This is a genomic window from Streptomyces sp. NPDC001770, assembly GCF_053596135.1.
In genome coordinates, this window is sequence record NZ_JBSFFN010000053.1 from 1 (window position 1) to 12,842 (window position 12,842).

9 protein-coding genes are annotated in these 12,842 nt (G+C 73.8%); 4 read left to right on the forward strand and 5 right to left on the reverse strand.

Annotated elements, in window-relative coordinates; genetic code table 11:
• Positions 1-102: 102 nt before the first annotated feature.
• Together ACWCSV_RS31545 and ACWCSV_RS31550 are read right to left on the reverse strand one after the other, a co-directional pair.
• Complete coding sequence (locus tag ACWCSV_RS31545; protein ID WP_451148123.1) at positions 103-1,467, reverse strand: phosphomannomutase/phosphoglucomutase; 1,365 nt, start codon at positions 1,465-1,467, stop codon at positions 103-105.
• Positions 1,468-1,736: 269 nt separating this feature from the next.
• Entirely contained in the window at positions 1,737-2,159 is a 423-nt protein-coding gene (locus ACWCSV_RS31550) for a DUF3499 domain-containing protein (protein WP_451148125.1), read from the reverse strand.
• 310 nt (positions 2,160-2,469) lie between these two features.
• On the opposite strand from ACWCSV_RS31550, the gene ACWCSV_RS31555 reads away from it, so the two are divergent.
• Positions 2,470-2,898: a metallopeptidase family protein gene (locus tag ACWCSV_RS31555; protein WP_451148127.1), complete on the forward strand. Its 429-nt coding sequence runs from the start codon at positions 2,470-2,472 to the stop codon at positions 2,896-2,898.
• A gap of 101 nt (positions 2,899-2,999) precedes the next feature.
• Here the strand turns inward: ACWCSV_RS31555 and ACWCSV_RS31560 are convergent, their stop codons facing one another.
• The 3 genes from ACWCSV_RS31560 to ACWCSV_RS31570 form a co-directional block, all read right to left on the reverse strand.
• Positions 3,000-4,550: a DUF5719 family protein gene (locus tag ACWCSV_RS31560; protein WP_451148129.1), complete on the reverse strand. Its 1,551-nt coding sequence runs from the start codon at positions 4,548-4,550 to the stop codon at positions 3,000-3,002.
• Positions 4,547-8,419, reverse strand: a complete 3,873-nt coding sequence (locus ACWCSV_RS31565) for a glycosyltransferase (protein ID WP_451148131.1) — start codon at positions 8,417-8,419, stop codon at positions 4,547-4,549. The genes ACWCSV_RS31560 and ACWCSV_RS31565 overlap by 4 nt, the downstream gene beginning before the upstream one ends.
• Before the next feature lie 507 nt (positions 8,420-8,926).
• Entirely contained in the window at positions 8,927-9,190 is a 264-nt protein-coding gene (locus tag ACWCSV_RS31570; RefSeq protein WP_003968728.1) for a WhiB family transcriptional regulator, read from the reverse strand.
• Between the two features lie 798 nt (positions 9,191-9,988).
• On the opposite strand from ACWCSV_RS31570, the gene ACWCSV_RS31575 reads away from it, so the two are divergent.
• The 3 genes from ACWCSV_RS31575 to ACWCSV_RS31585 are packed head-to-tail and all read left to right on the forward strand — an operon-like array spanning position 9,989 to position 12,831.
• Entirely contained in the window at positions 9,989-10,489 is a 501-nt protein-coding gene (locus ACWCSV_RS31575; RefSeq protein WP_451148133.1) for a cysteine dioxygenase, read from the forward strand.
• A 45-nt stretch (positions 10,490-10,534) separates the two neighbouring features.
• Complete coding sequence (gene cofD / locus ACWCSV_RS31580) at positions 10,535-11,491, forward strand: 2-phospho-L-lactate transferase (RefSeq protein ID WP_451148135.1); 957 nt, start codon at positions 10,535-10,537, stop codon at positions 11,489-11,491.
• Positions 11,488-12,831, forward strand: a complete 1,344-nt coding sequence (locus ACWCSV_RS31585; RefSeq protein ID WP_451148137.1) for a coenzyme F420-0:L-glutamate ligase — start codon at positions 11,488-11,490, stop codon at positions 12,829-12,831. The genes cofD and ACWCSV_RS31585 overlap by 4 nt, the downstream gene beginning before the upstream one ends.
• Positions 12,832-12,842: the final 11 nt, after the last annotated feature.

Sequence of the window (12,842 nt, forward strand, 5' to 3'; positions counted from 1 at the left end):
CGCAGGGCGGCCTGCCGGGAACCCCCGCGCCCTGGCGCACCGGTACGGGCGCCCAGGCGTTCCGTCTGGAGGTCTGGACCGCGACCCCCCGCCCCCTGTGTGTTATCCCCGGATGAGGGCCAGGGCCTCGTCCCGTACCGCCGCCATCGTGGCCTCGTCGCGGGCTTCGACGTTCAGGCGCAGCAGCGGTTCGGTGTTGGAGGCGCGGACGTTGAACCACCAGTCGGCGGTGGCGACCGTGAGGCCGTCCAGCTCGTCGAAGGTCACGTCCTCGCGGTCGTCGTACGCGGCGCGGATCGCCGTGAGGCGGGCCGCCTGGTCGGCGACGGTGGAGTTGATCTCGCCGGAGTCGGTGTAGCGGTCGTAGGTGGCGAGCAGCGCGGAGAGCGGGCCGTCCTGTCCGCCGAGGGCGGCGAGGACGTGGAGGGCGGCGAGCATGCCCGTATCGGCGTTCCAGAAGTCCCGGAAGTAGTAGTGGGCCGAGTGCTCGCCGCCGAAGATCGCGCCGTGCTCGGCCATCTCGGCCTTGATGAAGGAGTGGCCGACGCGGGTGCGGACGGGGGTGCCGCCGTGCTCGCGGATGACCTCGGGGACGGACCACGAGGTGATCAGGTTGTGGATGACGGTGCCCTTGCCGCCGTTGCGGGCGAGTTCCCGCTCGGCGACGAGCGCGGTGACGGCGGAGGGCGAGACGCCCGCGCCGCGTTCGTCCACGACGAAGCAGCGGTCCGCGTCCCCGTCGAAGGCGAGCCCGAGGTCTGCGCCCTCGGCGACCACGCGGGCCTGGAGGTCGACGATGTTGGCCGGGTCGAGGGGGTTCGCCTCGTGGTTCGGGAAGGTGCCGTCGAGCTCGAAGTACATCGGTACGACGTCGAGCGGCAGGCCCGCGAGGACGGTCGGCACGGTGTGGCCGCCCATGCCGTTGCCCGCGTCCACCACGACCTTGAGCGGCCGGATCGCGGTGAGGTCCACGAGGCCGAGCAGGTGGGCGGCGTAGTCGGAGAGGGTGTCGCGCTCGGTGAGCGTGCCCCTGACGGCGGCCGGGGCGGGCGCCCCCTCCTCGGACCAGCGCTCCACCAGGGCGCGGATCTCGGCGAGGCCGCTGTCCTGGCCGACCGGCGCGGCACCGGCCCGGCACATCTTGATGCCGTTGTACCGCGCCGGGTTGTGCGAGGCCGTGAACATGGCACCGGGCAGGCCGAACGCCCCGGAGGCGTAGTACAGCTGGTCGGTCGAGCAGAGGCCGATCAGCGTGACGTCGGCGCCGCGCGCCCGGGCGCCCCGGGCGAAGGCACCGGCGAGGCCGGGCGAGGACGGGCGCATGTCGTGGCCGATGACGATCGCGTCCGCGTCGGTGACCTGGACGAACGCCGCACCGAAGAGTTCGGCGAGCGGCTCGTCCCACTGGTCGGGTACGACGCCGCGCACGTCGTACGCCTTCACGAGCTGCGACAGATCAGCAACCACGGCCGGTCCTCCTGGGGTCTGAGGGTCGTCCCGTGATCCGTCGAGGTTCGTCGCTCGGCATCGGACGCGGTGCGTCACAGCGCGGATGAACGATCGCATACGGGGTGCATGCGGACGTTCCGACAACGCGTCGAGGTGTCGTGGCCGGTGTCGTGCACCCACCACGGATTACGGGACAACCCTTGGGCTGAGCGCCCAAACTACCCGGCCCGGGTCACACCGCCACGGGCCGCCCACCAGCGGTACGGGCGGCAGGCGGGCGGGCGCCGTCAGGAGTCGGGGGAACGCAGGACCCGCAGGTGGCCCCGGCGTGCGACCTCGACGGGGTCGGCGGTGCGCGGGCCCCGGACGGTGCCCTCCTGGCCCCGGTCCTGCGGGCGGGCGGCCTCGCGGACGGCGTTGGCCAGCGCTTCGAGGTCGTCGGCGCTGTGGCGGGTGGGTGCGGAGGAGTCGGTGAGCCTGACCACCTCCCAGCCCCGGGGCGCGGTGAGGCGCTCACTGTGTTCGGCACACAGGTCGTAACAGTGGGGCTCGGCGTAGGTGGCGAGCGGGCCGAGGACCGCAGTCGAGTCGGCATAGACGTACGTCAGTGTCGCGACGGCAGGACGGCCGCACGCGGTGCGCGAACAGCGACGTACAGGGCTCACGATGTTGGACGGTACCGCACTCTTGAGCGGGCTGCGACGACTCACCCCCGGGCAGGGCCACCGTGTCGTTGATCGTCCCCGGTGGCAGCGGGTCTCCCGGGGGCCGTACCGATCCGCGGGCAAGCGGAGAGCGGCTGGTCACAGAGGTTCCGCTTGTGTGCGTACGTGGGCGCTCCGTGGTGACGGGAAGGGCGGGGCGTGAGGATTCGGTGATCACGAGCTGGGCCGAAAAGTGGCTCAACTTGGCCGGAAAATTGAGGTTGAGAACTCTCTCGGGGGATGCGCGGGTGCTGTGGCGCCACCCCGCGCCCGGGCGGCGGACCGCCCCCGCCGGGAGGGTTACGCTGCGTCGGTGATGGACAGTTCCGTACCTTCGCCCTCGCCCGATCCGCGGCCCCGGCGCCGCGACCGCCACGGCCGCGGCATGCGCGGGCCGGTGGCGCCGCCGCAGGTGCCGCTGTCGATGAGCCGCGCGGAGAGGTTCAGCGATCTCGTGCAGGACTCGGTGGAGCGCCTGGAGCGGCGGTGGCCGCAGCTGGCCGAGGTGGACTTCGTGGTGGCGGAGGTCCCGCTGACGGCCGAGGACACGGTGCCGCTGGGGCGCGCGGTCTCGGCGACGAAGGGGCAGCCCGCGCAGATCGTCGTCTACCGGCGTCCCATCGAGATCCGGTCGAAGTCACGGGACGAACGGGCGCTGCTGGTCCACGAGGTCGTGGTGGAGCAGGTCGCGGACCTGCTGGGGCTCTCCCCGGAGTCCGTGGACCCCCGGTACGGGCAGGACTGAGCCCCACCCGCACCGGAAAGGTCCAGCACCACCGGCCGGCGCCGCGTCAGCCGGCCGGCGCCGCGTCAGCCGGCCGGCGCCGCGTCAGCCGGCCGGCACCGTCAGTCGTCCAGCACCGTCAGGTCCTGCACCGCGACCGGGACTTCGACCGTGCCCCGGTCGTCCGGCAGCGTCTGCACGGTGAACATCTGCACGCCGTCCTCCGGGAGGGCGAGCGTGCGGGCCGCGTAGACCGGGCCGCCGGACTCCGTCTCCACCGTCAGCGCGTACGAGCCCTTGAGGCCGGAGGGCACGGGCGGGGTGAACGCGAGCGTCGTACCGCCCTTGACCGTGTACGACTTGACGGTCTGCTCGCCGCCCTCGCTGCCCGCCGAGGCGGTGACCTTCACCTGGGCCGTGGCGCCGGGTGCGACGAGCGACAGGGTCGAGCCCTTGGCCCGGTTGTCGGCCACGCTCGCCCGGGCGCCGACCGGCCGGGTGGCCGGGATGTACGCGATCTCCTGCGCGGAGCCCGTGCCCCGCACCACGCGCAGCGCGGCGACGATCGGGGTGGCCCGCTCGCCCTCGACCGGGGTCAGCCGCAGCGAGCCCGGCTCCTTCCGGGTGACGTTCTTCAGGTCGACGCTCGCGGTCATCCCCGACTTGACGTGCAGGGTGTCGTTGCCGGCCGGGGAGAAGGTCGCCGACTTCCCGACCAGCTGCACCTTGACGTCCGCGTCGTCCTCGCCGGGCGCGTACGCGATCAGCTGGACCGAGGTGGCGTCGGCGGGGATGCCCGGCAGCACCACGGTGGCGGAGGGGTCCGCCGAGGCGGTGAGCCAGTCGCTCCCGCTGTCCTCCCGGGCTCCCCGGACCACCGCGCCGACCCGGCCGCTGCGGGTGGTGACATGGGCGGTGGCATCGTCGACGGCCTCGCCGGTCAGGGTGGAGAGCAGCATGGCCACGCTGGAGTGCGCCGGGACCGCGATCCCGTCGCCCACGTCCGCCTTGAGGTCGCCGTCCGGGCCGAAGAGCTGGACGTCGACGATGGCCGCGCCGCTGTCCGGGTTGGTGAGGTGGATGTAGTCCTGCGCCTTGGCGGCGGTGCTGACGCCGGGGAACCAGAACTCCGTGTCGGGCGCCGTGCAGCTGACGCCGAGCAGCCCCCGGGTGGATCCCGCGGCGACCGAGGTGGTCTGCTGCGCGCTCCAGCCCGGTGCGAGCGCGCCGGTGGCGGTGCCGACCAGCGCGGGCGCGTCGGCGCCGTCGGCGTCGGCGGTGACGGGCTTTCCGGCCTCCTTGAGCGCGACGACCGTCTTCTCGGCGCTGCTCGCGCCGTCCTTGCCGGTCTTGTCCGCCTTGCTGCCCTTCGCGGACTTCTCGGACTTCTCGGTGGTGGTGTCACCGTCCGCGACGGGCCGCGCCTCCTTCAGCTCGGCGGCCGACTCCCCGCTCGCCGCCTTCCCTGCCGGGGTGTAGGAGGTGTACGCGGTCTCGGCGAGCTCGGAGTCGCTGGGCGCCGGGCAGAGCAGGCTGGACCGCTCGACGGGCAGCCTGGACGCCGACGCGGCCTTCGCCGGTGCGGAGTCGCCGGGCGCGTTGAACGCGGCGAAGCCGGTGACGGCGGCGAGGGCGACGGTGCCCGCGATGAGGGACAGGGGGGTGGACTTCACTCGGACTCGCCTCGCGATGCGTTACGGGTCTGCCACGGCGCCTGGTCCGGGGCGTTCGGGTCGACCTGCTCGTCGGTGTCGTGGACGCCGTACTGCTGCCCCGCGTACGGGTCGTACGGGGCCTGGGTCTCGTAACCCTGGTACTGCTGCTGTTGCTGCTCCTGCTGCTGCCCGTAGCCGTAGGGGTCGTAGACGTGTTGCTGCTGCTGGTACGGGTCGACCTGCTGGAACTGATCGGTCCCGTACTGGTCCGTCGTCGCGTACTGCTCGGGCTGGTACTGCTCCGCCGGGTACTGCTCCGCCTGGTACGGGGCGTACTCGGTCTGCTGGTACTGCTGCTGCCCGTCCCACTCCGCGTAGCCCTGCTGGGGAATCGCGGCGTACGCGCCGTCGCCCTCGGCCTGAGCCGGGGCGTAGGCGCCCTCCCCGGCCTGCGCCGGGATGTACGGGTCGTCGTCCTGCGCCGGGGCGTACGGCTCCGGCTCGGGCCGGTCGTCGGCGGCCGGGTCCACGCCGCTCCCGGGCGCGTCCGGCAGCGGGTCCGTACCGGCGGCGGGAGCGGTATCGGCGGCCTCCTCGGCGGCGGCCGCTTCGGCCTCGGCCGCGGCGCGGAGCCTGCGGGCGCGGCGTCCGTCGCCCTCGGCGGCGTCGGCTGCCGCCGCGGCGGCGGCTTCGGCGTCCTCGGGGAGGTCGTCGTCGACCTCGCGGCGGCGGCCCGGCAGGGCCATGACGACGAGGACCACGGCGAGACCGATCTGCGCCCAGATCCACACGGAGTGCGTGATCGGGGTGTCGTACGTGAGGTCGAGCCGGCCGCCGGACGCGGGGAGCTCGAAGCCCTGCGCCCAGCCGTCGACGGTCTTGCGGGTGAGGGACTTGCCGTCCAGGGTGGCCTGCCAGGCGGGGTCGGCCGCGTCGGCGAGGCGGAGCACCCGGCCGTCCTCGCCCGCCGGAATCCTGGTGTGGGACTCCACGGTGCCCGAGGGGACCATCACGCCTTCGCCCTCACCGGAGGCCGGGACGATCATGAGGCGGGAGACGTCCTGGTCGACCCGCCAGAGCGCGCTGCCGTCGAGCTGGCTGAGGCGGCTGAGGCCGGGGGTGGCGTCGAGGACCCGGCCCATCTCGCGCGGAGCGCCGTCGCGTACGAGGACGTACCGCACGGCGAACCCGCTGAGCTGGTGGCCCTGGTCGGCGCCGGAGCCGGCGACCAGGTTGGCGACGATCTTGTCGAGGTGACTGTTGCTGCCGGTCGAGCCGGTCAGTTCGGCGTCGCCGAGCCGGGCGCCGGACCCGCGGACCAGGGTGTACGAGACCGATCCCGCCGAGGTCCCGCCGAGCACCAGGGTGCGCGGCTGGTCGGCCGTGACGCTCTCCTCCGCGACGAACGCGGGGACCTGCACCGGGTCGCGGCGCTCCAGCGGTCCGGCGGCGCCGCCCGCCATCCAGGCGAGGGCGGCCAGCACCGGCGCGGCGGCGGCGGCCAGCGCGATCAGCGCGGCCACCGGCTGCCGCCAGCCGAAGTTGAGGGCGGCGACGCGGATGCGCGCCCCGTCCGCGCCCAGCAGGGCGGCGGCGATCAGCGCGGTTCCGTAGACGAGCGTGGCGGGACCGGCCCAGGTGGAGCCGTTGCTGAGGCCCGCGAAGAGCAGGCCGACGAGCGCGGCGGCCCAGGCGGCGCGGATCGCGGTCTGCCGTTCGCCGCGCAGCAGGGCGGCGAGGGCGGCGAGCACCACGCCGAGGAAGAGGACGGAGCCGCCGCCCTTGGGGCCGCCGGGGCTCAGCGAGAGCAGGTCGACGGCGGAGGCGGTGCCCTCGCCGAGGTCCAGGCCCGCCTCCCGGAGGAAGCCGGACGGCCTGCTCAGCAGGCTCAGCGACCAGGGGGCGAGGACGAGCAGCGGGGTGCCGGCGGTGGCGAGGAACCGGAGTCCGTACGCGGCGAGGTCCCGGCGGCGCAGGGCGAGCACGCCCAGGCCGAGGACGACGGCGAGCGGCCACACGATCGGGGTGAACGCGGTGGTGAAGGTGAGCAGCAGGGTGAAGGCCCAGGTGGCCCGCCAGCTGCCGCGCACCCGTCCGTCGCCGCGCAGGCCGTGGGCCGAGACGGCGGTGCGGGCCATCAGCGGGAGCAGCACGGCGAGCACGGCGGTGCCCACGCGTCCGGTGGCGAGCGCTCCGGTCACGGCGGGCAGGAACGCGTACGCGACGCTCGCCCAGGCCCGCAGCAGGCGGGACTCGATGAGCGGCCGGGACGCGAAGTAGGCGGTGAGTCCGGCGAGCGGCACCGAGCAGACGAGCAGCAGGGTCAGCGCGAAGCCGGTGGAGCCGAAGAAGAGGCCCGAGACGGCCGCGAGCACGCCGAGGTAGGGCGGGGCCGCCTCGGTGGAGCCGGTGACGACCGGGTGCCAGCCGTCCGCGAACCGGCCCCAGAGGTCGGAGACGGCGTCGGGCGCGGGCAGCAGGGCGCCGCCGGCGAGCGCGCCGCCGCCGAGCAGGCCGCGGCAGGCGAGCAGCGAGACGAAGAGCAGGAGGGCGAAGAGGACGGGGCCGGGTTTGCGGCCGATCCGCTTGAGCCGGGCGAACTGCTCGATCTCCAGGAAGTCGGCGTCGTCGCCGCCGGGGCCGGACTCGACGGCTCCGTGGCGCGAGCCGCCGGCGGCGTCGGCGTCGGAGCGGGAGCCGAAGTTGCCGGCGACCTGTTCGACGGTGGCGCGAACGGTGGCGCCGGGCGGCGGGAAGAGGGAGCGGAGTTCGGCCGGGTCGACGGTGCCCTTGCCGCGGGCGCGGCGGGCGGCCATGATCCTGCCCGGCCGGAGCAGGGTGCCGACGAGGCCGGTGACCTCGTCGATCGCCTGGCCGGGGACCTTGCCGACGAGGTAGGCGAGGGTGCGGAGCAGGGTGCCGACGACGAGGCGGAGCAGCACCCAGGGAAGCTTCTTGACCGGGGTGTTGGCGAGCATCGCGTAGACGGCGCCGGCCCGGTCGACGCGGTGCGGGCCGACGACGGAGCGTCCGGCGCAGTCGATGGGGCGGCGCTCGCGGGCGGCGGCCTCGGCGTGCCGCAGCACGGCGTCGGGGGCGACCAGTACCCGGTGACCGGCCTGGTGGGCGCGCCAGCAGAGGTCCACGTCGTCGCGCATCAGGGGGAGTCTGCGGTCGAAGCCGCCGAGCTGCTCCCAGACGTCGCGGCGCACCAGCATGCCGGCGGAGGAGACGGAGAGGACGGTGCGGACCTGGTCGTGCTGGCCCTGGTCCTGTTCGCGCCGGTCGAGTCCGGTCCAGCGGCGGCCGCTGTTGGCGATGGTGACGCCGACTTCGAGGAGCTGGCGGCGGTCGTACCAGCCGCGCAGCTTGGGTCCGACGATCGCGGCGTGCGGGTCGGTGTCGACGACGCGCAGGAGTTCCGCGAGGGCGTCGGGCTCGGGGGCGCAGTCGTCGTGGAGCAGCCAGAGCCACTGGACGGGTTCGCCGTAGGGGAGTTCCGGCAGGTCGTAGGCGTCGTCGCGCCAGGTCCTGGTGACGGGGTCCCAGCCGCTGGGGCGCTTGAGGTAGGGCAGGTCGTCGACGGTCGGCTCGCCCGCGGTGCGGACGGCTTCGTCGACGGCGGTGCCGAAGCCGGTCCGGCGCGCGAGGTGGAGCACGCGGTCACCGCCCAGCGCCTCGGTGACCAGCCGCGCGGAGTCGTCGGCGCTGCCGGTGTCGGCGGCGACGGCGTTCTGTACGGGGCGCTCCTGCCCGAGCAGCCCCGCGAGCGCGTCGGGCAGCCAGCGCGCGCCGTCGTGGGAGACGAGCACGGCGGTGACGACGTGCCGGGGGAACTCTGGGGCGACGGACGCGTTCGGCGCCGCCGGGTGACTCTGCACGGACATCGAGGTACGGGCCCTCCGGCCGGGTTCCGGGGGCGTTCCCCCCGGTGAGGCTGCATCGGTGTACACGCGCGCCCCGGCGGGGCGTTGGCGTGTCTCGGACGGGGCCCCACACTAACGGTACGGATCGGGGGCGATGGCGCCGAGCGGGTGAACCCCGGCCGCACCGCGCAGGGTATGGAGGCCGCCCGGCGGTGCGGACAGCAGTGCCCGGAGGGGTGGGGCCGGGGTGCGGTCACGCCGATGGCCCGTGGTCCGGACCCTGGGGGGAAGGGTCGGGGCCACGGGCCATCGGGAGGTCGCGCACGGGCGGGGTGCGTCGGGGCGGCGCCGTACGGAGCGGCGGTGGCCCCGCGGTCGTGCCGGGTGGCGCGGTGCCGGTGCCGCGCCGGATGCGGCGGGGCGGTGCGGTGGAGGTGTCGTGAAGGTGCGGAGCCGTACGGCCGGCCGGGCTGACCGCGCGTCAGGCCTGCCCGTCGCGGAGGGCTGGGCCCCTCGGAGCCGTACCGGTCAGATCGCGGCCTTCTTCAGGCGCCGCCGCTCCCGCTCGGAGAGGCCGCCCCAGATGCCGAACCGCTCGTCGTTCGACAGGGCGTACTCCAGGCATTCGGATCGGACCTCGCAGGCGAGGCAGACCTTCTTGGCCTCCCGGGTCGATCCGCCCTTCTCGGGAAAGAAGGACTCGGGATCGGTCTGGGCGCACAGTGCGCGCTCCTGCCAGCCGAGTTCCTCGTCCGCGTCCTCGACCAGCAGTTGCTGGAACAGCTCGGTCATGTGCGCCCCTCGTCTGTCTCTTACGTCCCCGTGACGTGACCGTCACTCTCCGTGCGGCCGAACAACACGAGTGAAATTACAAGTGTGTAGCTCTGAGCCGGTCAAGCGAGCTTCTGCTATTGGCCCTGGTATTCACTCTGCGGAACCAAACATACGCGGAAAGTTACCAAATCACCAAAAACGTGACATATGCCTAGGGCTCAGCCGCTGCCCACCTCTCCAACGAGTGAGACGAACGGAGTTTCCGCGCCGGTTCGATTCGATCACCGAAGCGACCAAGATCACAGACGAGTCACAGACCGTCAGCGAGGTTTGAACGACCGGACGATGCGCCACCTGTCCTGCCCCGCCGGTGCACAAACCTTTCTTCAGCCCGGGCGACCGGAAGGGGTGAAACATTGCCGCCAAATGGGACGCCGAGTTGACAGCGCGGGGAACGAGCCGGTCTCCTTGGCACCATGCCAGCGACCGTCGCGATGTACGCCACCCACGTCCGTGGGTTCCGCACCGCTGTCCAGGCCCGCTGTTGCTGTTCCAGCTGTCGCTGCTGTTGATGCCCTCGCGGCTCCGGCTCCGATCAGCGCTCACGCTCTGAATCCGAGTTCCCGCCTCCTCGTCCGTACCCCGCGCGCCCCCGCGCGGATGCGGCAGCGGCCGGACGCCACGGGCCTCCACCACCCCGCCCCCGGGCACCCCGCGCAGGAAACCGCCGTACGGCGCGTACCCGCGGGCTCTCCCGAGCACCACCACCGAGCCGCACCCCCACGCGCACCACCGATGCCGAGGACCACCGCATCCATGAACAACGACAGCGACCTGCAGATCGCCGGCGACCTCCTCGAGGTCCAGCACCTGCTCCTGCCGCCGAAGCAACACCCCACCACCGTGGCCGAGTTCGCCGGCCTGGCCCGCTCCATCGCCGCCGACCGCGCCCAGTGGGCCCCGCTCGTCCAGTACGACGCCACCACCCGCTGGTACCACCGTCTGCGCACCGGCCCCGGTTACGAGGTCTGGCTGCTCAGCTGGGTTCCCGGACAGGGCAGCGGGCTCCACGACCACGGCCCGTCGTCCGGCGTACTGACCGTGCTGGACGGCGAGTTGACCGAACGCACCGAGCGCGGCAGCCGGGCCATCGGCACCGACGGCCAGCGGGTCTTCGCCCCCGGGTACGTCCACGAGGTGGTCAACGACTCCCTCGCGCCCGCCGTCAGCCTGCACGTGTACTTCCCCGGCCTGACCGAGATGCCGATGCACACCGCGCGGTGCGCACCCGCGGCCGTGGACGCCGTACCGGCCTGAGAACCCGCCCCGCGAACGGGTGGGCCCGGCTGACAAACTGTGGGCATGCGCATTGTGGTTCTGGCCGGCGGTATCGGTGGTGCTCGTTTCCTGCGTGGCCTCAAACAGGCCGCACCCGACGCGGAGATCACCGTCATCGGCAACACCGGCGACGACATCCATCTGTTCGGGCTGAAGGTCTGCCCCGACCTCGACACCGTGATGTACACCCTCGGCGGTGGCATCAACGAGGAGCAGGGCTGGGGGCGTACCGACGAGAGCTTCCACCTCAAGGAGGAGCTCGCGGCGTACGGCGTGGGGCCGGACTGGTTCGGGCTGGGCGACCGCGACTTCGCGACCCATGTGGTCCGTACCCAGATGCTGGGCGCCGGCTTCCCGCTCAGCGCGGTCACCGAAGCCCTGTGTGCCCGCTGGCAGCCGGGGGTCCGGCTGCTGCCGATGTCCGACGACCGGGTCGAGACGCACGTGGCCGTGGAGATCGACGGCGAGAGCCGGGCCATCCACTTCCAGGAGTACTGGGTGCGGCTGCGGGCGTCCGTGGAGGCGCGGGCGATCGTGCCGGTCGGCGCGGAGCAGTCCAAGCCGGCCCCGGGGGTGCTGGAGGCCATCGCGGCGGCCGACGTCATCGTCTTCCCGCCGTCGAACCCGGTGGTGTCCATCGGCACGATCCTGGCGGTGCCCGGCATCCGGGAGGCCATCGCCGAGGCCGGAGTACCGGTCGTCGGCCTCTCCCCCATCGTGGGTGACGCCCCGGTGCGCGGGATGGCCGACAAGGTGCTGGCCGCGGTGGGCGTGGAGGCGACCGCGGCGGCGGTGGCCGAGCACTACGGCTCCGGGCTGCTGGACGGCTGGCTGGTGGACACCGTGGACGCCGGTGCGGTGGACACGGTGGAGGCGGCGGGCATCCGCTGCCGCGCGGTGCCGCTGATGATGACGGACGTGGACGCCACGGCCGAGATGGCCCGTCAGGCGCTGACGCTGGCCGAGGAGGTACGGGCGTGAGCGCGGCGGAGACGGGGGCGGTTCCCTCGTTCCGGGTGTGGGCGCTGCCCGGGCTGCCCGAGGTGCGGGCCGGCGACGATCTCGCCAAGCTGATCGGCGCCGCCGAACCGGGGCTGGCCGACGGCGACGTCCTGCTCGTCACCTCGAAGATCGTCTCCAAGGCCGAGGGCCGGATCATGGAGGCGACCGACCGCGAGGCGGCCATCGACGCGGAGACCGTGCGCGTGGTGGCGCGGCGCGGCACCCTGCGCATCGTCGAGAACCGGCAGGGCCTGGTGATGGCCGCCGCCGGGGTGGACGCCTCGAACACGCCCGCCGGGACCGTACTGCTGCTGCCCGAGGACCCGGACCGTTCGGCCCGGGCGATCCGGGACGGGCTGCGGGACACGCTGGGCGTGGAGGTCGGCATCGTCGTCACGGACACCTTCGGGCGGCCGTGGCGGGCCGGGCTGACGGACGTGGCGATCGGCGCGGCGGGGGTGCGGGTCCTGGACGACCTGCGGGGCGGTACGGACGCGTACGGCAATCCGCTGAACGCGACGGTGGTCGCCACCGCCGACGAACTGGCCGCCGCCGGAGACCTGGTGAAGGGCAAGGCGGCCGGGCTGCCCGTCGCGGTGGTGCGCGGGCTCGGCCACGTGGTCACCTCGGGCGAAGCCTCCGCCTCCGCCCCCGGGGAGGAGACCGGGGCGCGGGCGCTGGTGCGGGGCGCCGCCGACGACATGTTCCGGCTCGGCACGTCCGAGGCGGTACGGGAGGCGGTGACGCTGCGGCGCACCGTCCGGGAGTTCACCGACGACCCGGTGGACCCGGGGGCGGTACGGCGGGCGGTGGCGGCCGCGGTGACCGCTCCGGCGCCGCACCACACGACGCCCTGGCGGTTCGTGCTGCTGGAGTCCGCGGAGTCGCGGACCCGGCTGCTCGACGCGATGCGGGACGCCTGGATCGCCGATCTGCGGCGCGACGGGAAGAGCGAGGAGTCGATCGCGAAGCGGGTGCGCCGGGGCGACGTGCTGCGCTCGGCGCCCTACCTGGCGGTGCCGTGCCTGGTGATGGACGGTTCGCACCACTACGGGGACGAGCGGCGGGACACCGCCGAGCGCGAGATGTTCGTGGTCGCGGCCGGGGCCGGGGTGCAGAACTTCCTGGTGGCGCTCGCGGGCGAGCGGCTCGGCTCGGCGTGGGTCTCCTCCACGATGTTCTGCCGGTCCGTGGTGCGCGAGGTACTGGACCTGCCCGGCACCTGGGACCCGCTGGGCGCGGTGGCCATCGGCCGCCCCGCGACGGCGCCGCGCGAGCGGGCGGCCCGGGACGCGGAGGACTTCCTGACGGTGCGCTGAGGCGCCCTGGG